The organism is Bacteroides sp. AN502(2024) (assembly GCF_041227145.1).
GTDB lineage: Bacteria > Bacteroidota > Bacteroidia > Bacteroidales > Bacteroidaceae > Bacteroides.
Window position 1 is genome coordinate 139,538 of the sequence record NZ_JBGFSP010000012.1, and the last position, 26,363, is coordinate 165,900.

Here is a 26,363-nt window from a genome sequence, read left to right on the forward strand (position 1 = left end):
GTCTATAACTAAAAGTTATAATACATAATTAGAAACTATTAGCGGGTCTTGATTGTTTACCATACCTTTGCACCCGGAAAACAATTAAAGATAAAAAGATATGATTTCAACAGTTACAAAAACTTTGCAGGCAAATAATAAAATGATTTATGTCGTACTGCTTTCCACTCTGACTTTCTTCCTGTTTTTAGACTATATTCCGGGATTGGAAGCATGGTCGGTTTGGGTTACTCCTCCGGTTGCTTTGTTCCTCGGACTTATTTTTGCATTAACCTGCGGACAAGCACATCCAAAGTTTAATAAGAAAGCATCGAAATATCTGTTGCAGTATTCAGTAGTAGGGTTGGGATTCGGTATGAATCTTCATTCTGCTTTGGCTTCAGGAAAGGAAGGTATGGAATTTACGGTCATTTCGGTAATCGGAACATTGGTGATTGGCTGGTTCATCGGACGTAAGTTGTTTAAAATAGACCGGAATACTGCCTATCTTATCAGCTCGGGGACCGCTATCTGTGGTGGTAGTGCTATCGCAGCTGTGGGACCGGTGTTGAAAGCGAAGGACAGTGAAATGTCTGTGGCATTAGGTACAATCTTTATCTTGAATGCTATTGCACTTTTCATCTTTCCTGCCATTGGTCATGCGTTGAATATGGATCAACAACAGTTCGGAACATGGGCGGCGATTGCCATTCATGATACCAGTTCGGTGGTCGGTGCCGGAGCTGCGTACGGTGAAGAAGCCTTGAAGGTAGCTACCACTATCAAACTGACTCGTGCTCTTTGGATAATACCTGTGGCTTTTGCTACTTCATTTGTTTTTAAGAGCAAAGGACAAAAGATCAGCATTCCCTGGTTTATCTTCTTTTTTGTATTGGCAATGGTGGTGAATACTTATTTGTTGGATGGAGTTCCGCAATTAGGGGCAGCTATCAACGGTATTGCCCGTAAGACTTTGACGATTACTATGTTCTTTATCGGAGCTTCTCTTTCTATGGATGTGTTAAAGGCTGTTGGGATCAAGCCATTGGTGCAGGGAGTCTTGCTTTGGATAGTGATTAGCTTGAGTACGTTGGCTTATATTTATTTTGTATAAAAAGAGAATTCAAATAAATAGATATAGAAAAGTGGGAGAATATTCGTGTAATGCGATATTCTCCCACTTTTCTATGAGTACAGTTCTGCCTCAAAAAGACAGTGTCTGTTATTCTTTTTTCTTCAATGCTTCGAAAATCAGACCTTCCAGTTCTTCTGCAAGTTCAGGGTTATCTGCGATACATTGTTTGGCAGCATCGCGTCCTTGTCCTAGCTTGGTGTCGTTGTAGCTATACCATGAACCACTCTTCTTGATGATTCCCAAGTCGGCACCCAGGTCGATGATCTCTCCGGAGTGGGAGATACCTTCACCGAACATGATATCGAATTCTGCTTTACGGAAAGGAGGTGCTACTTTGTTCTTCACCACTTTCACTTTGGTCAGTTTACCAAGAATCTCTTCACCATCTTTGATGGGTTGGCTACCACGGATATCCAAACGTACGGAAGCATAGAACTTCAAAGCATTACCACCGGTCGTCGTTTCCGGGTTACCGAACATAACACCGATCTTTTCACGCAACTGGTTAATGAAAATACAAGTCGTACGTGTCTTGCTCACTGCAGCTGTCAACTTACGAAGTGCCTGCGACATCAAACGTGCCTGAAGACCTACCTTATTGTCACCCATGTCACCTTCTATTTCAGCTTTAGGAGTCAGTGCGGCTACAGAGTCAATAACGATGATGTCGATAGCAGAAGAACGAATCAGTTGCTCTGCTATCTCTAAAGCCTGTTCTCCATTGTCCGGTTGAGAGATATAGAGATCATCAATATTTACTCCCAGTTTGGATGCGTAGAAACGATCGAAAGCGTGCTCGGCATCAATGAAAGCTGCGATACCACCGGCCTTTTGTGCTTCAGCAATGGCGTGGATGGCCAATGTCGTTTTACCGGATGATTCCGGGCCATAGATTTCGATGATTCTACCTCTGGGGTAACCTCCAACGCCAAGTGCCACGTTCAAGGCGATAGAGCCTGTCGGGATTACTTCTACTTGTTCAACACTATCATCACCCATTTTCATGATAGAACCTTTACCGAAGCTCTTTTCTATCTTTTCCATGGCAGCCTGTAAGGCTTTTAGTTTTTCGCTTGATGCCATTTTATTATCTGTTTCAAAATTAAGTTCATCTTTCTTTGCCATACCTTATCTTATATAATTAATGGAGTTATTGATTTAAAATCTGTGAGGCATGTTCTTTGGTCTTTACTTCTTTAGGAGTGATAATCCGTTCTACGATTCCCTCTTCATTAATCAGGAAAGTAGTGCGGAAAGTGCCCATGTAAGCACGTCCGTACAATTTCTTTTCTCCCCATACGCCAAACTCTTCCACTAACTTTTTGTCAGTGTCAGCAATCAGGGTAAAAGGAAGATTGTTCTTCTCGATAAATTTTTGGTGCGACTTTTCGTTGTCTACACTGACACCGATTACTTCATAGCCGGCTTTACGTAATTCGGAATAGTTGTCGCGCAGGTTACACGCTTGTGCGGTGCAACCTGACGTACTGTCCTTCGGGTAGAAGTACAACACAACCTTTTTTCCTTTATAAGCGCTTATACGGATTTCTTCACCTTTTTCATTGATGCCCAAGACTTCCGGTACTTTATCTCCTACATTTATCATAATTATCTTTTTAATGAATAGGTCTACTCTTATAATTCCAGATTTTTATCGAACTCTTCATGCCAAGGAAGACCTTGTTTGTTGAGCTGCTCCATAAACGGATCCGGATTGAATTCTTCTACGTTGTTTACACCGGGACGCTTCCATTCACCTTTGAAGAACATCATGGCTCCGATCATTGCCGGAACTCCGGTGGTGTAGCTCACTCCTTGCATACCTGTTTCACGGTAAGCTTCCTGGTGGCTACAGTTGTTATATACATAATAAGTACGTTCCTTACCATCTTTCAAACCGCGGATGCGACAACCGATGGAGGTTTCTCCTTCGTAGTTTGCTCCTAAATCCTGAGGGTTAGGCAATACGGCTTTCAAGAATTGCAGCGGCACAATCTTCACTCCGTTGTAATCAACCTCGTCAATCCGTGCCATACCGATGTTTTGGATAACGCGTAAGTGAGTTAAATACTCTTGTCCGAAAGTCATCCAGAAACGTGCACGTTTGATGGTCGGGTAATGTTTCACCAATGACTCCAGTTCTTCGTGATAAAGAAGATAAGAGTCACGGGGACCAATGTTCGGGTATGTCAGGGATTTATGTATTTCCAGCGGACCGGTAGTTACCCATTTGCCATTTTCATAATAGCGTCCGTTCTGCGTAATTTCGCGGATGTTGATTTCTGGATTGAAGTTCGTAGCAAATGCCTTATGATGGTTGCCCGCATTACAGTCTACGATATCCAGATATTGAATCTTATCAAAATAATGTTTAGCTGCATAAGCGGTATAGATGCCACTTACTCCCGGGTCGAATCCGCAACCGAGGATAGCTGTCAGACCTGCTTCTTTGAAGCGATCGTGATAAGCCCATTGCCAGCTGTATTCAAAATGAGCTTCATCCTTCGGCTCGTAGTTAGCGGTGTCCAGGTAGTTCACTCCGGCTTTCAGGCAAGCTTCCATAATAGTCAGATCCTGATAGGGGAGAGCCACATTAATCACCATTTCCGGTTTGAAATCGTTGAATAAGGCTACCAGCTCATCTACATTGTCTGCATCGACTTTAGCTGTTTTTATATTGGGGTTACCTATTGCCTCGACGATTTTATCGCATTTCTCTTTCGTACGGCTGGCAATCATGATATCTGTAAATACATCGGCATTTTGTGCCACTTTGTGTGCAACGACAGTACCAACACCGCCTGCACCAATAATAAGAACTCTACCCATTTCGTTAATTGCGAATTTAAAATATTAAGAATATTGGAATTGTTAGCTTTGCAAATATACGTGATTATTTTCAGATAATCATTCATAGCTACTTCTTTTATTTATAATGTTGCAAGATACCGCTCAAATTCCTGCGTTTTGCCATAATAGAACCAAGTTTCGTTTTAAGTGAGCTATGTAAATTGTTCGGTTGTTGTATATTTACCGACAAATGTATATATTTTATGTTGTATTGGATGTTATTTCTCAATCTTTTGATATCTTTGTCTCCGATTTTAACTTAAACGTTATAACAATTATGAAGAAAGTATTTGTTTTAATCTGCATTGCCGGTGCAGCACTTGCGGTGTCTTCGTGTCGTTCGGTTGAGAAGGCAATTTCCCTGTCATCTATCAATGGTGAATGGAAAATAAAAGAAGTGAATGGTAAGGCAATTCCTTCCGGAATGGAAAACCAACCTTTTATTGCTTTTGATGTGAAGAAAAAGACAATTCATGGCAATGCCGGATGTAATCTGATTAATGGAGGTTTTGAAACTAGTGCAAGTAATGCCAAATGCATTTCCTTCCCGGGAGTGGCAAGTACGATGATGGCTTGTCCTGACATGGAGACAGAAAGTAAGGTGCTGAAAGCGTTGAATGAAGTAAAGTCATTCGATGTATTGGCAGGAGGTGGTATTGGGTTATATGATGCTAATAATACATTGGTTATTGTATTAGAGAAAAAGTGATTATTAGAAATAGGAGAGACTGTATCCATAAAGTCTGATATTTATAAAGAGGCTGTCTAACAAGCCCTATTTTAACGATTTCACCCCTGCCAGAATATGCTTTGGCAGGGGTGGCTTTTAATTACTGATACCTGTTAAACAGTCTCTTTCAGCTTTATGAACGTTGGTAATTAAGAGTGGAAGCTGATTGTTACAATTGTTGCAATGCGTCCCAATCAATTTCCGGTTCTTTACCTGTTGGCTTGCAATATAGCTTTGTTCCCATTGGAACGGATTCGTTAAAGAAGCCTCCCATTTTCAGATAAAACCGATTGTCTTTAGTATTACCACCTTGATAGTCGAGACGGACTTGGGCACTTCCTGTTGCATCGTGTGTAAAGGTAGCGTTAGTGAGTCGGGACCATTTACCTTCTTTACTGCGTGCCCATTGATTGCCGAAGATGACTTCACGTGACAAATATCCTTGTTCCGGATTGAAATTCTCAAGGAAGCTGTGAGGACGTTTATACCATGTGTTGGTCTTGGGGCGTAAGAAACTGGCTATTAGTTTCCATTCTTTTTCATCGGTTGCATAGAAATAGGCAGTATAGGTCGTATTACCATTCCCGTCCGGTCTGACTTGCATCAGAAATTTGTATGTATTACCGGCTTTCCAGGGATATTTCAGATAACTTTGTCCGCCTGAGCCTTCGTTACCAAACTCTCCGATGTGTACATTTTTGCCTTGGCGTAATAGTTTAATCTTTTGGTCATCTGGAATATCTTTGGGATTTTGTGTATCAAAAGGACTCCATACCGAGAAAAGAACACGGCGTTCTGTCGGGGAGTTGTATTGCATCCCGAAATAGCCTTCCCCGAAGCCGGCTGCCATGTAATAGCTATGCATTGTTTCGCCTTCTTTGGGGACTGTGACTTCATTATAGAACCATTCAGTGTCACCTTCAGGTAGCGCGTATCCCAAATGGACGGAAGGACCACGGCGTCCCCAATAGTCAGAGAAGTCTTTCACATAATTACTTTTACCTGTAACATTGTCTGCTATCAATTGCTTGATTTCTCCGAAACTCTCGCCACTTTTGGAGACTCCTTGTAAGTCTATACGAGCATATCCTGCCTGTCGTATATCGATACTCCCTACAGGAACTTTGGTGAAATCATCAGATTGCAGATTGACTTTGAAACTCTTTTTTCCATAACTGACTTTGATTTCGGAATGTCCTTTGGCATACAGTGACAAATCGGCCGTTGTCGGTTGATGCAAATAGAAGTAAATACTAACGATACTTTTCGGATTTGTCCAATGTGTAATTCCCTTTTGTGTTATTCGTGCACCATTTTGCTGCCGGGTTACATAGCCATTACCGGAAACTCCTACAACAAGTTGTTGAGGTTGTGCAAATACGGTAGTGCATAGTAGTAATGCAAGTAAACATAAATTTTTCATGTGGATGTCATTAATTGATTTTATATATAACTTCGATATTAATAAATAGCTCGTTGTTTTACAGTGTAATATTGCAAAGTTAAGAATTAATTCTTTTTATCGAACCGGAATAGATCGTATTTTTTAGTGTCAATTGCTGAATAACTCTCTTTATGGCTATCATGGCAAGAAAGTTTATTAAAACTGTCGTTTTGGCAGATATTATGTCATGCAATCATATAATTCCCTTTTGGCACACGGTTTGCTTTTTAATAAGCGTCCGTTCGAGACGAAGCTTCTTAGCAGGAGGGCAGAAACAATCGGACAAAAAAACATTGAATAATAATAAATAAAAAAATAACGATCATGGGAAAAATTATTGGTATTGACTTAGGAACTACGAATTCTTGTGTTGCCGTATTCGAAGGTAACGAACCTGTAGTAATTGCAAACAGTGAAGGTAAACGTACGACTCCTTCTGTTGTCGCTTTCGTAGATGGCGGTGAACGTAAGGTGGGTGATCCTGCAAAACGTCAGGCTATTACGAATCCTACACGTACAATCTTCTCTATCAAACGTTTCATGGGTGAAACGTGGGATCAGGTACAAAAAGAGGTGACTCGTGTTCCTTATAAGGTTGTGAAAGGTGACAATAACACTCCGCGTGTCGATATTGACGGACGTCTGTACACTCCGCAGGAAATCTCTGCTATGATTCTTCAGAAAATGAAGAAGACTGCTGAAGATTATCTCGGACAGGAGGTAACAGAAGCTGTTATCACCGTTCCGGCCTATTTCTCCGACTCTCAACGTCAGGCTACTAAAGAAGCCGGACAGATTGCCGGTCTGGAAGTAAAACGTATTGTAAACGAACCGACAGCCGCTGCTCTTGCTTACGGTTTGGATAAGGCTCACAAGGATATGAAGATTGCTGTATTCGACCTTGGTGGTGGTACGTTCGATATCTCTATCCTCGAATTTGGTGGTGGTGTATTTGAAGTGCTTTCTACAAATGGCGATACTCACCTGGGTGGTGATGATTTCGACCAGGTAATTATCAACTGGTTGGTACAGGAATTCAAGAACGATGAAGGTGCTGACTTGACTCAGGATCCGATGGCTTTGCAACGTCTGAAAGAAGCTGCTGAAAAAGCTAAAATTGAACTCTCTTCTTCTACAAGCACAGAAATCAACTTGCCGTATATCATGCCGGTAGGTGGTGTGCCTAAGCATTTGGTAAAGACTTTGACTCGTGCAAAATTCGAATCTTTGGCTCACGGATTGATTCAGGCTTGTCTTGAACCCTGTAAGAAAGCAATGAGCGATGCAGGGTTGAACAATGCTGATATTGATGAGGTAATCCTTGTAGGTGGTTCTTCCCGTATTCCGGCTGTTCAGAAGTTGGTAGAAGATTTCTTCGGCAAGACTCCTTCTAAAGGTGTGAATCCGGATGAAGTAGTAGCTATTGGTGCTGCTGTACAGGGTGCTGTTTTGACAGACGAAATCAAGGGTGTAGTATTGTTGGATGTTACTCCGCTGTCAATGGGTATCGAAACATTGGGTGGCGTAATGACTAAGTTGATCGATGCTAACACTACAATTCCGGCTCGTAAGAGTGAAACATTCTCTACTGCCGCCGATAACCAGACGGAAGTTACTATCCACGTATTACAGGGAGAACGTCCGATGGCTGCACAGAATAAATCAATCGGTCAGTTCAACTTAACAGGTATTGCTCCAGCTCGCCGTGGTGTTCCTCAAATTGAGGTTACATTCGATATCGATGCTAACGGTATCTTGAAAGTTTCAGCAAAAGATAAGGCTACCGGTAAAGAACAGGCTATCCGTATCGAAGCATCCAGCGGTTTGAGCAAGGAAGAGATCGAAAAGATGAAAGCTGAAGCTGAAGCTAATGCTGAAGCAGATAAGAAAGAACGTGAAAAGATTGACAAGCTGAATCAGGCTGACAGCGTAATTTTCTCTACTGAAAATCAGTTGAAGGAATTGGGTGATAAGTTGCCTGCTGACAAGAAAGCTCCGATTGAGGCTGCTTTGCAGAAATTGAAAGATGCTCACAAGGCACAGGACTTGGCTGCTATCGATACTGCTATGGCAGAAATCAATACTGCTTTCCAGGCTGCAAGTGCTGAAATGTATGCACAGAGCGGTGCACAAGGTGGAGCACAGGCTGGTCCTGATATGAACGGTGGCGCTGGTCAGCAAGATAACAGCAAGCATGGAGATAACGTTCAGGATGCTGACTTCGAGGAGGTCAAATGATTCCGATAAGGATACAGATAATAAACAACAAGCAAAGAAGGTGTGTCAAAATGCGCACCTTCTTTTTTTGCCCAAAGCCCCGACTTTCACAAGCAGGGGCTTTGTTATTACCTAAAGATTTTGTATCTTTAAGCATAAAATTTACACTATGACAAAGATACATTTTCGTCCTTACATTCCCAACCAAACAGTGCTTTTTCCTGGGAGAATCGATGAGGATATTGCAGAAAACGATCCGGTTCGCATGGTTGACGTTCTGGTTGAAAGCCTGAATCTTGAAGGTTTCAGAAAGTTATACAAGGAATGCGGCCGTAGTGCTTACCATCCCCGAATGATGCTCAAGGTTATTCTGTATGCCTACATGAACAACATCTACTCCTGCCGGAAAATAGAAAAGCTACTCCATCGTGATATCCATTATATATGGCTGGCCGGATACGAGAAACCGGATTTCATTACCATCAACCGATTCCGCAACCGGGTGAAGAAGGAAATCAACGAGGTGTTTACCCAAACCGTACTTCTGCTTTCTTCCAAAGGTTTCATCAGCCTGAATGTGGAATACATTGACGGTACAAAAATCGAATCCAAGGCAAACAAGTACACTTTCGTCTGGAGAAAAACGGTCGAACGGAACCGTGAACGCCTGATGAAGAAAATACATGTACTATTAGGTCAGATAGACGAGTTCATCGCTCAGGAGAAATCATCAGAGACCAATGAGGGGATAGAGTTTACTCCGACTATGCTGACCGAAATGGCGGGAGAATTACGTAATGCACTTGCACAGGCTCCCGATCCTTGCACGAAAAAGGAAAAGACTGCACTGAAAAAGAAACGCAAACAGCTCAAGGAGCTGGAAGAACACAGAGATAAACTGCAGGAATACGACGGTCATCTGGAAAATCTGCAAGCTCGCAACTCCTATTCCAAGACAGACAAGGATGCCACTTTTATGAGGATGAAGGAGGACGCCATGCGTAACGGGCAGACAAAACCCGGCTACAACCTTCAGATCGGTACCGAGAACCAATTCATTACCGACTTCGCTCTTTTCTCCAATCCTACGGATACACTGACCATGATACCTTTCCTGCAATCCTTTTCAGGCAGATACGACAGATTGGCCCATATGGTGGTTGCCGACTCCGGATATGGTTCTGAGGAAAATTACCGTTTCATGTCTGAAAACGATATGGAAGCCTACGTCAAATACAACTACTTCCACATGGAACAGCGACCCGGATTCAAACCGAATCCGTTCAAGGCCGAAAACTTCTATTACAATGAAGAACATGACTATTGCATCTGCCCCATGGGACAAAAGATGCGGAGGACAGGAACCGGGCATGTGAAAACTGCATCCGGATATGTAAGCGAAAATGCCAGGTACAGAGCCGTCAGATGTGAAGGGTGTCCGTTGAGATGTCTATGTTTTAAGGCAAAGGGAAACAGGACAATAGAACTGAATCACAGACTCAGGAAATACAGGCAGAAAGCCAAAGAATTACTATGTTCCGAAGAAGGACTGAAACACAGAGGGCAAAGATGTATAGAACCGGAAGCTGTGTTCGGGCAAATAAAATATAATATGAACTACAAACGTTTCCGCCATTTTGGAAAGGAGAAGGTCTTTATGGACTTCGCATTCTTGGCCATTGCCTTCAATATAAAAAAGATGTGTGCAAAAATGAGAAAAGAAGGTATAGACTGGATGATTAAACTGTTTTATAAACTTGTACCCGCTCTTTTCAGATGGGGGGAACACATTTATCAAACAAATCTTCAAAAGAGCGCAGCTTGAAGAAGGTTTACTGATTCTTTATAGGTGATGAAAAAAAGAAGGCGTATCGTTCATTACGACACACCTTCTTTTGCATTTATAGGGTTCATGGTTGCTATGTGTTTTCTATGGACTTTTTTATCTCTTATTTGCATTTCCCTATTTTTCGCTATCGTAAATGACATCAAGTAGTTCATTTGCAAGTTTTCCATCTGTGATTTTAATAATGTTGTCTTCCTTTGTTACATAGCCAAGTATATTGACACTGCCATACCAGACCGTGGACTTATCTATGATGCACGAGGATAATGATAGTTTAGGTACAATCTTTACATATAATCCCAAACTTTTTAGATAATTCGTCTGATTGCTTTCTAGCGATGTGAGAATTGCCACTTGAATACCACTCGTATGGAGCTCTTTGATCGTTTTAACAAATGTGTTTCGTTCTGTATGATAGAGCTTTGGAGAAGATATGACAATAGATTGTCTTGAACTTTTCAAATTTTCTATAAATGTCAAGCAGAATGTGTTGCCATTGAAAATCTGTTCTTCATACGATGATATATTCAAGTCATTTGTATAATCAAACAATGTTGGACTATCTTTTGACAGTATACGATAACCAATGGCAGAGTATCCTTTTAGGCGTTTACGATACATGTTCTCACAAACAGGTTCGTGTATATCAATATAGTCGTAAATACGGACATCTTTCTTGCTCTCATTCTCACGGTGCAAACGTCCTGCATATTGTGCTACCAATCCTTTCCATGAGATTGGCAATGCCAAAAACAGTGTATCAAGTCGTGGATAATCAAATCCTTCTCCAACATATTTTCCTGTGGCTACTATTACAAGAGGGGTGTCTTTGGATATATCATGTAATTTTTGTAGAGTTTCTCTCTTGTTTTTTGCAGTTCCTTCTCCTGTGAGTTGTATGATGTTGGCGATATGCTGCTTCAACATTCTGGCAAGCAATTCTACATGAGAAGTTCTGGCTGTAAGTATTATAGGTGTTCGACCTGCCGCTACAACATTAAGGACATCCTCTATAATAAGATTATTCCGTATTTCCGATTCAGCGAGAAATTGTGATAGTACCGTAAACGATTGTTTGTCATCGGTAACAGGTCTGTAAGATGTAAATCTCGGCACAAGATAACGCTGGAACGACTGCTTCTGTATCTGTGCCTTGGTATCGGTAGAAAAACGAATCGGACCACATTGCATGAAGATAATAGGCTGCAAACCATCTTTACGAATGGGTGTGGCAGTAAGTCCATAGACATAATATGCCATAACGTGCTTTAATACATTCTCGAATGTTATGGAAGATACGTGATGGCACTCGTCCACAATGACCATCCCGTATTCTTTTACAAAAGGCTTGACTTCGTCATTGTCAAAACACGATTGCATAAGCGCTATATCAATAACGCCATGCAAAGTGTTAGAGATAGAATCCAAGCACCCGACTGGAGAAAAAGTCTTCTTCCTGCCTCGTTTCTTAGGAATCTCATCTTCTGTAAAATCAATGTTAAGAAATTCTGACAGACGTTCATGCCATTGCATAAGCAATGCTTTGGAGTGTACCAGAATAAGTGTATTTGTCTTTCTTCGTGCAATCAGAGCTGCCGCTGTAACAGTCTTTCCAAAGGCTGTCGTTGCAGACAATACTCCGTTGGAATATGGCATGAGGGCATTGATGGCATCCAACTGTTCATCGCGTTCCTTTCCATTGAATGTTACGACAATAGGTTTTCCATGATTTGTATTATCAACTATTTCATAATCAATCTTGAGGGAATACAGCATGTCGATGATGGCATCCTCGCAACCCCGAGGCATTGCAAGATATTCATCGGTAAAATCAGCACGACAGATAATACGAGGAATATTATATGTGGAAATACGCATCGCCTGTTTGCTGTAAAATTCAGGATTTTTGAACGCAGCAATATGTTTCAGGTGATTGGTAACTTTATCTGAAAAAGATTTTAAAGGAATATATATCTTGTCGGATTTATACATTATAAGCCTGCCGTTAAAGTCTTCATGTGTAATATTTTGTATGATTGGAGTTTCCCACGGTTTACTTTCCGAAGATGTGGTCAATGTTCCAAAATCTTCCTGCTGATGTTGTGTCAATAATGCATCTACGGCACTTTCATCTATTTTTCTTACATTGTACAGGTATGCCCATTGATCCTGGAATGGAAGAAACTGATCATCTACAAAAACGCTGTTTCCTGCTTTTCTGGCTTTTCCTTGTAATGGTAATGCAATGAGATTGCCGAATCCACCTTCCGGTACTTTATCCTGATTGGGGAAGAAGCGATCGTATGAATCGAATGTTATTCGCCCATTACGCTTCATGGCTTCCGTAAGAATTGTATTGCCTAATTTCCTTGCTTTGTAGGCTGGTATAGGTTCATCAAAGAAAGTCCACACATGCGCACCTTTGCCGGAGCGTGAGCTCTATGCTGAATGGGATTCTCCACTCTCTACAAATGGAAATAAACGCCAATACATCATTCTTATATCCATGAGTTCAATTTTTGTCATCAAAATCAGCACACAAGAAAGAACATTTATTATCGGAAGTAACAACATACAGGCCGATAACATCGCATCCGTTCTCATCTTTACCTTCCAAATGTCGATATATGTCTTGATTTGTTAACGGTGCAAAATTACGGTTGGGACATTCTGTGCATTTATGCATTTTCTTGTTGCATATTCCTCTACGCCATTCGTTGATACAGACAGGTTGATAGCCACCCCTTTCTGTGGTTTTGCTGAACCATCGTCGTGCAAATACATCATCTCGCCCCTTGAAAAAGCTACGGAATAATGCAATTTTCTCATCAAGAGAGAGTTTGATTGAAGGGTATATTATGGAAGAGAATGCTGCGTTTTCATCAGGACATTTGATTGAGGAATAAACTATACCATGCTGTGAAAGTATTGACTTCAGTTCTTCATTTTCAGAAAGCAGGGCATCGTATTTAATGACAAGCGCATTGTATTTCTCTTGAATATTGTCCATATGTTATTTTGTTGTCATTAAACCACATAGCAATGCAATTCCAAAACTCAGAAATGTTCCGGCAAGGACATACTCTGTCTTTGCAGTATCCGTGTCTTTGAATCGAAGTATGGATTTTGCGGCTATGATAAAACCGATTGCTTCATATTGCCCAATGATAACGAATATGATTGTGAGAATACGCTCTAAATTTCCAATCAACGCTCCTGCATTTTTGATGTTTTCACAGGACAATGTCTCTCCAACTTGATATTTCTTCAAGACTAACTTAATCAGGATATTGGCAGGTTTGATGCACAATAATATCGCCAATATGAACAGAGGTATTGAGAAACTGCCATTGCAATCCATTGATTGGATTAGCAACTTTGTTGTAGTGTCAAAGGAAGACGCCACTATAATCAGTATAGACAAATGAGCAATCTGATCAATAACAAAATTCCATAATCCTTTGGGGCTATATGTTTTGATAACATCTATTACCAGATGGGAAAAAGCAATGGCAAGAGCATAAAATCCGAAATCATAAATAGGAACAACTACCCATGACACGCCACCGATGATAAGCGAATGCACATACAGGAACCAGCTTTTGAATTTCATTTCCTCTTTCTGTGCACAGTATTTATCATTTTGCAGGTAAAAATCGCCTGTAACATGTGCCAATAGCAGACTTAAAAACAACCAACTATTCATATTCTTCAAAATTTATCTGTTCAAAATATTTTATGGTTTCTTCTATACAATACCATTTTGTGGCTGTAGAAGCATTGTTTACACTGGCTTGAGATATACCCAATTTCTTGGCAATGTCTGCCTCTTTGAAACCAAGCAATTTATAGTAAACGACTTCACTTTGGCGTACTGTCATATCATTTAATATGGCATCGGTCAGTAGGGCTATGGTTTGCAATGGGGCAGATAATTGCTTTTTACTTGTTTGGACAGACATCGTTCCCTTATTCAAGGGACTCATTTCCTCAAGCGCACGTCCTGACAGATATATGGCCTCACCATCCCAAATACCTTGTTCGGTGTCCACTATCCTCATATCTCCGATACCAATGGCCATCCGTATTCCGTATGTCTGGAAATTTTTCGTCTTTTCATTTTTAACTGTGGAAAAAGATTTGATGCAGGATTTGATTATAAAGGCTATCCGGAATGCGTTTGATAAATTTTGCATTACGCACTCTATATAGTCCCCTTTGATTTGGCGACCTTCAAAATCAGGATAACTTACTTTTAGCAAGCCAAATAATGATTCTATCCTTTGCTTTAATCCTATAGTTTCATTCACAGACAAGGACGTGGATGCTACTATATCCGCTGAAATTGTTGCAAACATATTATTGTTCATTAATTTGATGACAAAGGTATGAATATTCTTCTATTTCACCAAGAATTATAGATTAAATAGTCTATAATTATGGAATATAGATAAATAAGTCTATAATGATAATTTATATACAATATAACCTATAATCAAGTAGGAAGAAAACTACTTCGTTTTCCTCCTACTCGATTCACTCTAAAAAGTTTTACCGGGCAGCTAAATCTTTAATGGGACATACAAACGTCAGAACCACGCAGATTTCTGTTGTGTGTACGTTGGTGTGCCCCAACATTCGACTTGTAATGTAAAGGTCACCGCCGGCTGCCAAGGTCAATGTGGAAAAGGTGTAATAAGTGCGTAACGACTATCCGCAAGATGCAGGACGAGGTCGGCTTCAAGTCCGTACCTATCACGATAGTAGGATATGTGACTGTCGAAGTCGGCTTTATATGCTCGAAGATCTCTAATGCACATTTGTAATCCCAAGATAACAACAAACAAATCTATATGGTTTTTACAGAATTCACAAAACATCTTATTGTTCTTTGTTTTTGTTTGCCACAACTAACCCCTATAGATTGGCACAGTAGAAATTTAGTGGGAATAGAGCCAACTCTTCGCAATTCTGCAAAGAAAGAATTTTCTGTCCGCCACTCCATGCATAGTCCAAAACAATTTAATTCCGGCATTAATATAGACCTAATCATATATCATCTTGAATTTTCATACTATAATCTGCTTTCAGCGGTTTCAGTTTTATCCGCAAACGCTTTGCCAGAAGGAGATAGCGGCTGAAGGCGGAACATATTGCCCCTTGCAGGAAGGTATTGTAGGCAAGGGGTAGTGCTTTCAGCGCTTTCAGCTTTTTCAGACTTGTCGGTAGACCTATCTATTGTGAGGTGAAATGTAGGCTCTGTTTGGTTATAACAGCGCCTCTGTTACCATGAAATGCAGGCTTTATTTTACTATAATAGAGCCTCTGTTGGAAATAAGTATAGAAGGAGCCGGAGTTATACACATTCGCTTTCAGGAGTGCTTTCAGGCTCAAACGCCGATGAACAGGGACTTTGGTGAAGAACTGAAGGCTGAAGGCGGTTTTTCTTTTTAATAGTTAGTGGGAGATTTAACTGCAATTAGTAGGAGAATTCGGATTGCTTCAGTACCGGATCGAACAATTCATATACATATTATTTTGTGCCTCACCGTATCTCCAATTTTTCAGATTAAGACAAAATTTAGCAACACCAATTTTCTACTGAGCCAATAGATTTCCAAAACGTTGATGTGTCTTTATGAATATGGGTACTCAGTGGTATTTAGGAAGTCTCAAATAAAATCGATAAATAAGCGATTGAAATATTAAAGAAGGGAACCGTAAACTGATGATTTACGGCTCTTTGTGCATTTAATGAGCATGGTTGCTATATAGCATTATGCCAGTGTGATAAGAAAGGTAGTGATAATGTGATAATATCCAGCTGTTTTTGACTTACAAAGAAAGAACCAAATCTACTAAGAGAACGGCTGTTTCCGGTTCATTTTTGGGTGCATCTTTGGGTTTCCATGCCACAACGAACCGTACAGATGCAGATTTCACCTTATAACCTCTTTCTTCCCACTCTGATAATGTTTCTTGCATTTTTAATGATAACTTTGCTACAGGTTTGTTAGTGGATGAGCTAAACAAAAAGAAATCATTGTAATTCAGAGAATCTCCACCTCTCAATGCTAAAACTTCCTGCTTACGTTCTTTGAAGAATCCTAGATAGACATCTTTATGAGAAAGCTGTAGTATAATTTCTTCGGGCATATCATATTGTCGTTGGTCGACAAAATATCGGTCTGCACTTAAACGATTAAAGCAGTCACCGTTCGTATGTATAAACAGTCGGTTTTTCGCACGAGTTATTCCTACATAGTACTTGCGCATCAGATAGTCATCTTTTGAATAATTATCAGATATGAGCATATACACGTCGTCAAACTCTCTGCCCTTGGCTTTATGAATGGTCGATACCACTACTTCTGCTTCTGAAACATCACAAAAGTCTTCCACCGATGATTCAAATACAAACTCTTTGAAGTCGCAGAGGTATTTGGCTTTGTTGGTTTGTTCGAACTGCTCTACACAATGCTTTACATAGGTCAGACTTAGACTACCATTATAAGTAGAAAAGGTGGCATGTTTGGCTTCCTCCCATAATTCTTCTGGAATCAGAGGTGTCTTCGCTCGTTTATCTATATACCGCAGGAGATATCTTATTTCGGCTATATTCCAGAAGCGTAAACCATCCATTGACTGTATTAATTTACTGTTTATGCCATGTTTCCGTAAAAGGGCCATCAGGATAACAGCCTCTTCGTTTGTTTGGGTGAGTACACACGAAGTACCCTTGTCTTTATGTTGAAGTAATTTTTCAACGAGTGGCTGATACATGCACTTTGATTGATGGCGTGTTACTTCGACCCAACCCTCTTCTTTTCTCATGGAGATAATGGGCGTACTTTTTATTCTTTTGTCAATGGCTCTCAAGAATTGGTTGGCAAAATTCACCGGATGGCGTGCACTGCGGTAATTCTCGGTCATCTCGACAAATTTACTTCCGCTTTCTTGTGTTAGCCGGTACATATAGTCGGAATCAGATCCACGGAATTCATAAATGTTTTGATCATCGTCTCCCACTGCTATCACACGCATTTCCTCATTATTGGCCATCAGAGCTTTTAACAGTGCAGATTCTTCAACTCCCATATCCTGCGCTTCGTCTATGACCAGTACCGTCTTGCCTATTTTGTTAGGCTCTACTTCTCCTTGACTGATCATCTCGGCTGCTTTGGCAACGATATTTTTTGCATCTTCAAGATTTCCTATCCGTCCCAAGAGGTCGAAACAATAGGAGTGGAATGTCTTTATTTCAATAAAATGAGCTGCATTGCCTATCAATTCCATAAGCCTCTGTTTGAATTCTGTAGCCGCTGCCCTTGAAAACGTCAGCATTAGAAGTTGTTCGTGTTTTACGTCTTCAAGTAGCAGAAGTGAGGCAAGTTTGTGAACCAATACTCGTGTTTTCCCGCTGCCCGGTCCGGCTGCAACCACAATGCAATGTGAATCCTTATCAGAAATAATTTCCATTTGACGTTTGGATAGTTGTCCGAACAACTGCTTGTATTTCTGTGGTGTTAAATTACGTTGTATTTCGCTTACTCTGTCCCCTTTGAAGTATTTTGTAATAAACTTCCTGTAATCCATTTGGAAATAGTCTTGGACATATCGCAGGGCTGTGTTGTAATCCTTCACCATCAGATTGGCATATTCGCCCACAATATGTATTTGCTGAATCTTCTGTTTGTAGAATTCGTTGAGCATTCGGTAATCGTCCTGCTTATATCTTGATTTGTTGTCTTTTATCCTTTGGATATTCATGGCGTTATAAAGAACCAAGAAGCCGCCTTCAAGTTTTAGCGCACCGATTTTGGATAAGTACAGAAGTGCTTCTTCCACGTCTTCCAATTGAATGTCATCGAGGTCGCCGAAAAGGGATTGGTGACTTGATTTTATTTGATTCAGAAGTTCTACTACAGAAAATTGGATAGCCTTATTCGGTGAATCTCCTGTTTCCGTATCTGAGGCGATCTTGTATAGCCATTCTATGGCGAAACGACTTATTTCCAATCGCTTTTCCAAACGCTTGATGGTTGATTCCAAGTCTGCCAAACGACTTATTTCTATATTATGAACTGCATCCTCTTTCTTGCGGGTATAGCCTTTGACAGTGAGGAAATAGAGTAGTGTCCGAATATCTTTTTCTTTGGATGTCTTGATCCCGTTGTTTATTGCATTGTCATTCAGTTGCTTGCATGATATTCGCAAGGACTCGTCAGGAATATGGCTGAGGATATATTGTTCAAGTTTTGCAAAACGTTCGAGGAGTGTTTGCGATTTTCGTTCCGAGTCACCTGCATCCAATAAATAGGCAGATATATCTTTACTGTCTGCCAATATGCCTTCTTGCCGCATTCGTTCCACTACGGATATTACTTCTCTTTTGCTGATTCCCAGAATATCTGCCAGATAATCAATCCGCGATTCTGCTTCTGAATTTTGAGCTTTGGATATGTGTTTTTGGGATATCAATGATTTGATGATTCGGACTGCCTTTTCTATTTCGTCACGGTCAAAGAGTAATGACATTGATATTCGCTTTCTGGCTTCATCCATGTTCTTTACTGTGATGCCTGTGGCATATACGTGAGGTACATTATTTCCTCTTATCAAGTATCCACTTTGTTCCAAAGCTGCTAATGCTGTTCGTACGCGAGTTTCAATATCAGACACCGAATCGTCCCATCCTGCCTGCCGGGCAATTTCCAATGCAGAACAGCTGACTTTCTTGCGTTGTCTGGTAAGGTCTTTTATGGCTTTCCATACCTGTTGTATTTCACTGATACTTAGTTTTGTCTGGTTCAGTAGTATAAAATGTTTGTCCAAATCATTGTCACTATAAAGCACATAACAACGTGCGCTGAGGCCGGGATCACGACCGGCTCTGCCTGCTTCTTGAATGTAGTTCTCCAGTGAATCGGAAATGTCATAATGTACCACGAGACCGACATCTTTTTTGTCGACCCCCATACCAAATGCGGACGTCGCCACGATGATGGGTACTTGGTCATTCATGAATGCGTCTTGGTTGGCAATCTTTTCATCAGACTCCATTTTGCCATTGAAAGGAAGTGCCTTATAGCCGTCACGGGTTAATCGGATTGCCAGTTCTTTCGTTCGTTTGGTACGTGATACGTAAATAATGGTCGGACAAGTGGATTCAGCCACAAGTTCTCTTAGCTTTAAATATTTATCATTGTCATTGTCGGCATGTATGACGGAATAACGCAGATTTGTTCTTGAGGCTGTTGATGCGAATAATTCCAAGTCCACATTCAATGTTTGTTTGAAATAGTCGCAGATGTCTTGTATTACTTTTTGTTTTGCCGTAGCCGTAAAGCAGGATACGGGTATTGGATTCTTGCATTTTTTCTTTTGCTGGTATTCTCGGATGAACTTACCTATGTAGAGATAGTCAACTCTGAAATCCTGGCCCCATGAAGAAAAGCAATGCGCTTCGTCTATCACAAATCTTACAACGTGGCGTGCTATTAATATTTTCTCGATGGTTTTTGAACGAAGCATTTCGGGAGAGATATACAAAAGCGAGGCTTCTCCGTCTTGTACTCTTTGTATGGATAGTGCTCTTGTGATGGGGTCTAACATTCCATTTATGGTTACGGCATCCGTGATGCCTCTGTCAGCAAGGTTGTCTACCTGGTCTTTCATCAAGGACTGCAAGGGGGAGATAACAACCGTAAGCCCGTGTACAGAACGTCCTGCCATGAGTGCAGGCAATTGGAAGGTAAGTGATTTGCCACCACCGGTAGGAAATATCGCCAGCAACGATTTGCCTTTCACCGCAGTTTGAGCAGCTTGTTCTTGCAGTGGCTCACCTTCGTATGTCCGGAAGCGTTCATATCCGAAAAATATTTTTAAGTTATGAAGCACGTCCAGTTGTGTATTGCAGTAGTCACAGCCTTCCCGGCAACTGGTGTGGCGCAGGAGTTTGACAATAAATTCCACTTCCGGATAATTGTAAAGCACCCATCCGGGAGTGATGGAACGATAATCGGTAGTCTCAATGAGAGCCAATGCATACGCTAATCCGCATGGATATTGTTTGATGAGCATGTCAAGATCAGCATGTTGGCAAATCTTTCCTGCATACAGTTTTTTGATAAGCTCAGGTATTCCTTTGTTGATATACTCCGCATTTATGATGCTGAGAAATCCATCAAACTCTTTTTGCCCCTTTAGTAACGATGCGAATAATACGCGCTTCTCTTTCGGCAATGAATTCCAGCATGCTATTTCGTCCAGTAACAAGTCGTTTGCTTTCTTGCAATCGTTTACCGGATTGTTCATCTGTTCACTAATTAGTTTATCATCTTTCACAAGCCTATGGTAAGGGCGTTCCGGGAACAATAAAGGTGAGACATAAAGTGTATCCACTAAAATCCAGCGGCATGTTTTGTCTGTGAACAGATATTTGGCATCATGATGAATGATATTGTGACCGCAAATGTAGTCTGTATCACAAAGAAAATCAAACAATTCATCTTTGGAAGTTTGATGGAATGTCGTGCCATCGTGTAGGAGTGCTCCTATATCATGGATTTTATGATCTTGCAGGCCAACTTCAACATCTATTATGGCATAGTGGAGGGCACTAAATGGTACAGGTGTAATTTTATTACTGATGACATTGTTTCTATCCTCAGTTTTCTTAATTCCTATGAGTCTGCTCCATATTGACATATAATAAATTGTTTTATAATGTGAACTTATTATGTATCTGCATCGTTTTTTATTATTGATCGGGTAAAATACCCCAATATCACTTACAAAGGTAAGGATAAAATGAATAATCTGTTAAAATAACCGTTCCCTTTTTAGTTTTAAATGACTATTATTCTATATTGGAAAGTTCATGTTGCAAGCTTTTTATTAAAACAACTGATGTTTCACAGAGTATTTCTGATAGCTGTTTCAGTAATGGGAAAATTTAGCTTCCTTTGGAGTAAACCGGTTAAAAGAGATCATAAGTGTAAAAACTTTAATTTGTTTCCTCAAAAGGTGGTATATTTGCATCGGTTTTAAAGATTGTATGTTATGGAATTACCAAAAGACCCGATGATGTTGCTCAGCGTCATCAATATGAAGCTGCGCGATTGTTATTCTTCACTTGATGAACTATGTGAAGATATGAATGTAGACAAGGATGAATTAGTGAATCAGTTGAAAGCTGTGGGCTTTGAATATAGTGCGGAACATAATAAGTTCTGGTAATTATTTTCTTGTTTACATCTTATAGATAGACTACTTGAAGTGTCTCCATCGACTTTACAGAAGATATGGAGGCACTTTGTGTATTTTATGGGTCGCTTCTCTCTTACTCTTTCCTGTTAATAAAAGCAAAATACAGAATCCTGTATTTAACTTCCCCTCTCTTCTGCGTTCTAACAAATAAAGCTTAGAAAAAGAATGAATGATAAACGAGAATAAAATTCGTGAAGCTTGTACCTTGAATCGTGAACGGGGATTCAAGATGCTGATGGACTCTTTTCAGGTACCGATATATAATTATATCCGTAGGTTGGTCGTATCTCATGAAGATGCGGAAGATGTGCTTCAGGAAGTCTTTATCCGGGTGTTCCGGCATATCGATCAGTTTCGCGAAGAAAGTTCACTGTCAACCTGGATTTACCGGATTGCCACGAATGAGAGTTTACGCTTGCTGAACAGTCGTAAAGAGGGGAAAGTTGTTTCTGCAGAAGAGGTTCAGGAAGAGTTGATAGGCAAGTTGAAGGCTTCCGATTATATTGATTATGAGAATGAGCTGGCAGTGAAGTTTCAGGAGGCCATTCTAAGTTTACCGGAAAAGCAACGGATCGTATTCAACTTACGCTATTATGATGAACTTGAATATGAAGAAATTGCCCGTGTATTGGATAGTAAAGTGGATACACTAAAAGTGAATTACCACTATGCAAAAGAGAAGATAAAGGAATATATATTAAACAGATAGAATGATGAAAAAGGATTTTGATTTTGACGATATGGGCAAGCGTACACCTTACCGTATCCCCGATGGATTCTTCGAGGACGTGCAGCGAAAGGTGATGGAACGTGCCGGAGTGAAGCAACATCGGAAATCTCACATGAAGCTGATTATTTCTACGGTGATTGCCGCGGCAGCAGTATGGGTCGGATTTCTGTTTGCTTCGTCTTTGAAACAGGCAGATGAGGCGAAAACACCTTCTTCGAATGTATTAGCCAATGGTATGGAACCTGTAGATAGATGGATTAAAGAGCTGTCGGATGAGGAGTTGGAAGAACTCGTCAGCTTCTCTGAAAATGATATATTTTTAAATTAAATAACTCAATCATTATTTTAAACGTGAAGATTATGAAGACTAAATTTGTTTATGTGATTTTGGTTGTTCTTTTGATGGGAAGCCAGATGACTTTGTCTGCACAGAATGCAGATAACAAAGAGAGAAAACAACGTCCTACACAGCAGCAAATGATGCAAATGCAGGTGGACCAGATGGTAAGAACATTGATGCTGGATGATGCAACAACTGCCAGATTTACTCCGGTTTATGAGAAATATCTCAAAGAATTGCGCGAATGCCGTATGATGAATTTCAAGCCGAGAACAGAAAAAGCTAAAGCTACAGATGCCAATGCTAAAAAAGAACGGCCGTCCATGACTGATGAAGAGATTGCAGCCATGTTGCGGAATCAGTTTACTCAAAGCCGTAAAATGTTGGATGTCCGTGAAAAGTATTACAATGAATTCAGCAAGATACTTTCACAGAAACAAATTCTGAAGATTTATCAGCAGGAGAAGATGAACGCTAATAAGTTCAGGAAGGAGTTTGACCGCAGAAAGGGACAGAAACCGGGACAAGGACATCATCAGGGACAAAGACCTCGCGCTCCACGTCCAGGCCAGAAATAAAGAAGCTATCAGAGGTTGTGTAACAAGTCCTATTTTAACGATTTTACCCCTGCCAGAATATGCTTTGGCAGGGGTGATTTCTAATTACTGAGACCTGTTAGACTGCCTTTTTTAGCGTTACCGGATTGTATATTCTTAGGCAGCGGTGCTACGGATGTTATCACTTTTTAGTAATAACAGGCTTATAACAGTGCGATATTATTCCAGACTTCTTAGCCATGCAATTTCTTCTTTCCATTTACTTTCATCCGGTGTTTCCAGTATCAATGGTATATTATCGAATCTGGGATCTTGCATCAATCTTTCAAAAAAGGCTTTTCCAATCAACCCTTCACCGATGCTATCGTGACGGTCTACATGGGTACCCAGTGCTTTTTTTGAATCATTCAAGTGCATACCACGAAGGTAATTGAATCCCACTTCCTTGTCAAATTTATCAAAAACGTTATCGTATTCATTGACAATATCGTAACCGGCGGTATAAGTATGGCACGTATCGAGACAAACGCCTACTCGGCTCTTATCGTTTACCCGGTCAATGATATATTTCAGTTGCCAGAATTCGCTTCCTAGATTACTGCCTTGTCCGGCTGTGTTTTCAATAACTGCTGTTACTCCTTTTGTTTTTTCTAAAGCGAGATTAATGCTTTCTGCAATAAGAGACAGGCAATCTTCTATTGATATTTTATTGAGAGAGCTGCCCGGGTGGAAATTTAAAAGCTTCAATCCAAGTTGCTCACAACGTTGCATTTCATCCAGAAAAGCGATACGGCTTTTAGCAAGCCCTTCTTCCTCCGGATGCCCGAGATTGATAAGGTAACTGTCATGTGGCAGGATATATTCCGGTTGGAAACCATATTTCTTACAATTCTCTTTGAAGAGGCCGACACTGTCTTGGGTTAGAGGTTTACTTACCCATTGACGTTGATTCTTGGTGAATAACGCAAAAGTGTTTGCTCCTATCTCGTGCGCATTAATAGGTGAGAACTCTACGCCACCTGAGGCGCTAACGTGTGCTCCGATATATTTCATTGTTCTTTCTTAATTTATATTACTCTGCAAATATAACTTTTTTAAAGGAGTATATGTTTGTGGAGAGAATTCTTTTTGGCTGCTGCAAGAGAAGAGTCTTAGTGTTGCCAATGGAAGGAGTAGGGTAGAGGAGGAATCGTTTCCGATAATGATGAAGTCGCCTCTCCCGCGAAAGGGGCAGGGAGAGGCTGTGGCTTTTTACAGTTTGTATTTTAATGACTGTTTCTTTCCGTTTATTTTCACCTCGACATCCAGACCGTTTTCATCGAACGCTTTGTTCTTGAATTTAGCGTTAAGTTTAGGAGCATCTGTGCTTTTCTTAACCGGGTAGATAACAGTGATGTAACGTACAGCTTCTTCGCTGTCTTTCTTCACGTTGAATGATACATTCATACGTTTGTAGCGTTTGCGATAAGCTGTTGAGCACCATCCCGGTTCTTTTTTCATACTCATGCCGGCAGGGCCGAAGCATTGCAGTTTCATGTTACTTCCATCTTCAAACTGTGTCAGGAATGTCATGTCTTCGCGACTGTTGGCAATTTCTCCTTTCGGCATCTGATAGTGGAGATTGATAGAACCTTTACCACTACCTACCATTTCATCTACAATGACAAAATAGGTATTATCGACGAAGAAAACAGAACGACGGTGTTTCAGATTCTTATAACTCGGATTCTCGGTAACTAAAGTTTGGATAGTACCTTCCGGTTGCCATAACTTAGTAACAGATTCTGTTGTATCTAAGTTCTTATTGTTCAGAGTTACTGTGTTGTGAACACAAGTCTGGCGGTGCCAGTTACGTTGTTCCATTACTTCGCCTTCACCGGCGTATACATACGAACCTGAATCCGGGAATAAGTTCTTGCCATTGAACCAAAGTTCAAATGTTCCATTATCCGGCTGACAGTGCCAGAAGGCTTTCGGACCTGCCTTTACGACCATTTGGGTAGCATCCATTCCCCATGAATTACGGAATACAAAGAAGCCTGATTTCAGGAAACCTTTAGACATATAATCCGGCAATACACCTTCTTTTCCTTCTGTCGCAAAATATCGGATTGCCTGGTTCTTCGGGAACAGTTTGCTCCATGACTTGTAGTTTTTCACCATTTCTTTCTTGGTTGTCAACTTGGCGTCGCTGAAACAGGGATTGGTGTAATCAGGGAAAGAAATGTTTGCATAGAACATAATCATGTTTTCAATGGTATCCAAATAGTCTTGAGGGAATTCCTTACGGAATCCATTAGCATCTGCGATACCTAAGGCTTTACAGAAAATGTTAATGGCTGCCAGGTGATAATGCGGGTCAAGTTCGAACTGTCCTCCATCTTCGTATACCTGTACGTGAATTTCACGGTTCAGAATGTCGATACCACTTTTTCTCCATGCCGGAGCATCTTTGAATTCCGGGAAAAAGGCACCTGCGTAAATCATGCGTTGAGCTTCGAACAGTAAATGGTTGCCTTGCTCCGAGTAATTAGCAAGGATATGCGCGGCATGCTTGTGATAGTTCACCAGGAATTCGGTCAGGAAGTCCGGAGTGAAAGAAGGGGAGGGAAGGAATAGCTGGAACTGTGAAGTCTGGTCTTGCAGACGATTGCTCACTTCCAAAGGGCGCCATGCAAAACGTACATTTTCTACTTCACCTTTGATTTTTCCATTACTGACCAGCTCATATTCTTCCTTGTTCATCTTCACCAATGGATTTTTTTTTATCCAATCGATATACTGGTGTGCCCATTCTTTAGCATATTTTTCATCACCGGATATACGGTAAGCTTTACCCATCGGAGTGAACCATTTGTGGCGGTGCAACTGCCAGCGGAGCTCATTATCTTTCACCGGCCAGTATTGCCAGTTGATATCTTCTCCATAATTGTAAGAAGGTTGGTAACCTTTGTGCACGAAGAATGTATGTTTCAATCCGTCATCGGCCCATTGCTGTTCTTCTTTGCTGATGGTCAGTTTGTTCAGATTGATATCCGGAGTTTTTACATGGGTACGTGCACGGTAATAATCTAGTAATGCTTGGGCAGCATCCTCATCTTTGCCTTCCTGATGCAAGGCTTTTACTTTTTCCAATCCCGGATAGTCCATGTTAAGAAAAGAAAAGACTTCGCTTTTCAACTCCTGAGCGTACCCTTTGCTTACAAAACAAGTGATTGTCAGCAGAGCGATATACTTTAAAGTTTTATTCATGATATAATAAGT

The 26,363-nt window shown here is 40.7% G+C and carries 17 protein-coding genes and 4 pseudogenes; 9 read left to right on the plus strand and 12 right to left on the minus strand.

Features of this window, described 5'->3' with window-relative positions; all coding sequences use genetic code 11:
- Positions 1 to 100 precede the first annotated feature (100 nt).
- On the plus strand, positions 101 to 1,093 hold the full coding sequence (locus tag AB9N12_RS19255; protein WP_369893697.1) for a YeiH family protein: 993 nt from the start codon (positions 101 to 103) through the stop codon (positions 1,091 to 1,093).
- Positions 1,094 to 1,201: 108 nt separating this feature from the next.
- Here AB9N12_RS19255 and recA read toward each other — a convergent pair whose 3' ends face one another.
- From recA to AB9N12_RS19270, 3 genes are read right to left on the minus strand one after another with little or no spacing between them, the layout of a single operon-like run.
- A complete protein-coding gene (gene recA / locus AB9N12_RS19260; RefSeq protein WP_369893698.1) occupies positions 1,202 to 2,239 on the minus strand; it encodes a recombinase RecA in 1,038 nt (345 codons plus the stop codon).
- Between the two features lie 25 nt (positions 2,240 to 2,264).
- The gene (gene bcp, locus AB9N12_RS19265; protein WP_369893699.1) at positions 2,265 to 2,720 is read right to left on the minus strand and encodes a thioredoxin-dependent thiol peroxidase; all 456 of its coding nucleotides are present in this window, start codon (positions 2,718 to 2,720) and stop codon (positions 2,265 to 2,267) included.
- A gap of 29 nt (positions 2,721 to 2,749) precedes the next feature.
- Positions 2,750 to 3,943 (minus strand): saccharopine dehydrogenase C-terminal domain-containing protein, encoded by a 1,194-nt coding sequence (locus AB9N12_RS19270; protein ID WP_369893700.1) that lies wholly within the window; start codon positions 3,941 to 3,943, stop codon positions 2,750 to 2,752.
- A 382-nt stretch (positions 3,944 to 4,325) separates the two neighbouring features.
- Here AB9N12_RS19270 and AB9N12_RS19275 point away from each other — a divergent pair.
- Positions 4,326 to 4,673 (plus strand): annotated as a pseudogene (locus AB9N12_RS19275) (META domain-containing protein); the annotation flags it as partial.
- Positions 4,674 to 4,863: 190 nt separating this feature from the next.
- On the opposite strand, the gene AB9N12_RS19280 reads toward AB9N12_RS19275, so the two are convergent.
- Positions 4,864 to 6,117, minus strand: a complete 1,254-nt coding sequence (locus tag AB9N12_RS19280; protein ID WP_369893701.1) for a DUF3472 domain-containing protein — start codon at positions 6,115 to 6,117, stop codon at positions 4,864 to 4,866.
- Between the two features lie 345 nt (positions 6,118 to 6,462).
- Here AB9N12_RS19280 and dnaK point away from each other — a divergent pair, with 345 nt between their 5' ends.
- On the plus strand, positions 6,463 to 8,376 hold the full coding sequence (dnaK, locus tag AB9N12_RS19285) for a molecular chaperone DnaK (protein ID WP_369893702.1): 1,914 nt from the start codon (positions 6,463 to 6,465) through the stop codon (positions 8,374 to 8,376).
- A 148-nt stretch (positions 8,377 to 8,524) separates the two neighbouring features.
- Complete coding sequence (locus AB9N12_RS19290) at positions 8,525 to 10,180, plus strand: IS1182 family transposase (protein WP_369893703.1); 1,656 nt, start codon at positions 8,525 to 8,527, stop codon at positions 10,178 to 10,180.
- 138 nt (positions 10,181 to 10,318) lie between these two features.
- Here the strand turns inward: AB9N12_RS19290 and AB9N12_RS19295 are convergent.
- The 4 genes and pseudogenes from AB9N12_RS19295 to AB9N12_RS19310 all read right to left on the minus strand — a co-directional run.
- Positions 10,319 to 13,211, minus strand: a pseudogene (locus AB9N12_RS19295) (DEAD/DEAH box helicase family protein).
- A gap of 3 nt (positions 13,212 to 13,214) precedes the next feature.
- Positions 13,215 to 13,907, minus strand: coding sequence for a DUF3307 domain-containing protein (locus AB9N12_RS19300; RefSeq protein WP_369893704.1), 693 nt, complete (start codon positions 13,905 to 13,907; stop codon positions 13,215 to 13,217).
- Positions 13,900 to 14,559 carry an RNA polymerase subunit sigma-70 gene (locus AB9N12_RS19305; protein WP_369893705.1) on the minus strand — a complete coding sequence of 220 codons (660 nt, stop codon included), beginning with the start codon at positions 14,557 to 14,559 and terminating at the stop codon, positions 13,900 to 13,902. The genes AB9N12_RS19300 and AB9N12_RS19305 overlap by 8 nt, the downstream gene beginning before the upstream one ends.
- 336 nt (positions 14,560 to 14,895) lie before the next feature.
- A pseudogene (locus AB9N12_RS19310) lies at positions 14,896 to 15,024 on the minus strand (AAA family ATPase); the annotation flags it as partial.
- Between the two features lie 30 nt (positions 15,025 to 15,054).
- Here AB9N12_RS19310 and AB9N12_RS19315 point away from each other — a divergent pair.
- On the plus strand, positions 15,055 to 15,342 hold the full coding sequence (locus AB9N12_RS19315) for a hypothetical protein (RefSeq protein ID WP_369893706.1): 288 nt from the start codon (positions 15,055 to 15,057) through the stop codon (positions 15,340 to 15,342).
- 694 nt (positions 15,343 to 16,036) lie between these two features.
- Here AB9N12_RS19315 and AB9N12_RS19320 read toward each other — a convergent pair.
- Together AB9N12_RS19320 and AB9N12_RS19325 are read right to left on the minus strand one after the other, a co-directional pair.
- Positions 16,037 to 20,911: a RecQ family ATP-dependent DNA helicase gene (locus tag AB9N12_RS19320; protein ID WP_369893707.1), complete on the minus strand. Its 4,875-nt coding sequence runs from the start codon at positions 20,909 to 20,911 to the stop codon at positions 16,037 to 16,039.
- Positions 20,912 to 21,080: 169 nt separating this feature from the next.
- Positions 21,081 to 21,196 (minus strand): annotated as a pseudogene (locus AB9N12_RS19325) (DUF47 domain-containing protein); the annotation flags it as partial.
- A gap of 69 nt (positions 21,197 to 21,265) precedes the next feature.
- On the opposite strand from AB9N12_RS19325, the gene AB9N12_RS19330 reads away from it, so the two are divergent.
- The 4 genes from AB9N12_RS19330 (at position 21,266) to AB9N12_RS19345 (ending at position 23,120) form a co-directional block, all read left to right on the plus strand.
- Positions 21,266 to 21,442 carry a DUF4250 domain-containing protein gene (locus AB9N12_RS19330; protein ID WP_369893708.1) on the plus strand — a complete coding sequence of 59 codons (177 nt, stop codon included), beginning with the start codon at positions 21,266 to 21,268 and terminating at the stop codon, positions 21,440 to 21,442.
- Between the two features lie 199 nt (positions 21,443 to 21,641).
- Positions 21,642 to 22,181, plus strand: coding sequence for an RNA polymerase sigma factor (locus tag AB9N12_RS19335; RefSeq protein WP_369893709.1), 540 nt, complete (start codon positions 21,642 to 21,644; stop codon positions 22,179 to 22,181).
- A 4-nt stretch (positions 22,182 to 22,185) separates the two neighbouring features.
- Positions 22,186 to 22,530, plus strand: a complete 345-nt coding sequence (locus tag AB9N12_RS19340; protein ID WP_369893772.1) for a hypothetical protein — start codon at positions 22,186 to 22,188, stop codon at positions 22,528 to 22,530.
- A 32-nt stretch (positions 22,531 to 22,562) separates the two neighbouring features.
- On the plus strand, positions 22,563 to 23,120 hold the full coding sequence (locus AB9N12_RS19345) for a hypothetical protein (RefSeq protein WP_369893710.1): 558 nt from the start codon (positions 22,563 to 22,565) through the stop codon (positions 23,118 to 23,120).
- A 198-nt stretch (positions 23,121 to 23,318) separates the two neighbouring features.
- On the opposite strand, the gene nfo is transcribed toward AB9N12_RS19345, so the two are convergent.
- On the minus strand, positions 23,319 to 24,152 hold the full coding sequence (gene nfo / locus AB9N12_RS19350) for a deoxyribonuclease IV (RefSeq protein ID WP_369893711.1): 834 nt from the start codon (positions 24,150 to 24,152) through the stop codon (positions 23,319 to 23,321).
- A 198-nt stretch (positions 24,153 to 24,350) separates the two neighbouring features.
- Positions 24,351 to 26,351, minus strand: coding sequence for a heparin-sulfate lyase HepC (gene hepC / locus AB9N12_RS19355; RefSeq protein WP_369893712.1), 2,001 nt, complete (start codon positions 26,349 to 26,351; stop codon positions 24,351 to 24,353).
- Between the last annotated feature and the right edge of the window lie 12 nt (positions 26,352 to 26,363).

What these genes read in the sequence shown, in the direction of transcription:
- AB9N12_RS19315 (WP_369893706.1), top strand. Translation starts at nt 15,055, where the DNA reads ATGGTTTTTACAGAATTCACAAAACATCTTATTGTTCTTTGTTTTTGT.
- recA (WP_369893698.1), bottom strand. Translation starts at nt 2,239, where the DNA reads ATGGCAAAGAAAGATGAACTTAATTTTGAAACAGATAATAAAATGGCA.
- AB9N12_RS19290 (WP_369893703.1), top strand. Translation starts at nt 8,525, where the DNA reads ATGACAAAGATACATTTTCGTCCTTACATTCCCAACCAAACAGTGCTT.
- AB9N12_RS19320 (WP_369893707.1), bottom strand. Translation starts at nt 20,911, where the DNA reads ATGTCAATATGGAGCAGACTCATAGGAATTAAGAAAACTGAGGATAGA.
- hepC (WP_369893712.1), bottom strand. Translation starts at nt 26,351, where the DNA reads ATGAATAAAACTTTAAAGTATATCGCTCTGCTGACAATCACTTGTTTT.
- nfo (WP_369893711.1), bottom strand. Translation starts at nt 24,152, where the DNA reads ATGAAATATATCGGAGCACACGTTAGCGCCTCAGGTGGCGTAGAGTTC.
- AB9N12_RS19305 (WP_369893705.1), bottom strand. Translation starts at nt 14,559, where the DNA reads ATGTTTGCAACAATTTCAGCGGATATAGTAGCATCCACGTCCTTGTCT.
- AB9N12_RS19345 (WP_369893710.1), top strand. Translation starts at nt 22,563, where the DNA reads ATGAAGACTAAATTTGTTTATGTGATTTTGGTTGTTCTTTTGATGGGA.
- bcp (WP_369893699.1), bottom strand. Translation starts at nt 2,720, where the DNA reads ATGATAAATGTAGGAGATAAAGTACCGGAAGTCTTGGGCATCAATGAA.
- AB9N12_RS19270 (WP_369893700.1), bottom strand. Translation starts at nt 3,943, where the DNA reads ATGGGTAGAGTTCTTATTATTGGTGCAGGCGGTGTTGGTACTGTCGTT.
- AB9N12_RS19255 (WP_369893697.1), top strand. Translation starts at nt 101, where the DNA reads ATGATTTCAACAGTTACAAAAACTTTGCAGGCAAATAATAAAATGATT.
- AB9N12_RS19280 (WP_369893701.1), bottom strand. Translation starts at nt 6,117, where the DNA reads ATGAAAAATTTATGTTTACTTGCATTACTACTATGCACTACCGTATTT.
- AB9N12_RS19300 (WP_369893704.1), bottom strand. Translation starts at nt 13,907, where the DNA reads ATGAATAGTTGGTTGTTTTTAAGTCTGCTATTGGCACATGTTACAGGC.
- AB9N12_RS19340 (WP_369893772.1), top strand. Translation starts at nt 22,186, where the DNA reads ATGAAAAAGGATTTTGATTTTGACGATATGGGCAAGCGTACACCTTAC.
- dnaK (WP_369893702.1), top strand. Translation starts at nt 6,463, where the DNA reads ATGGGAAAAATTATTGGTATTGACTTAGGAACTACGAATTCTTGTGTT.
- AB9N12_RS19335 (WP_369893709.1), top strand. Translation starts at nt 21,642, where the DNA reads ATGATAAACGAGAATAAAATTCGTGAAGCTTGTACCTTGAATCGTGAA.
- AB9N12_RS19330 (WP_369893708.1), top strand. Translation starts at nt 21,266, where the DNA reads ATGGAATTACCAAAAGACCCGATGATGTTGCTCAGCGTCATCAATATG.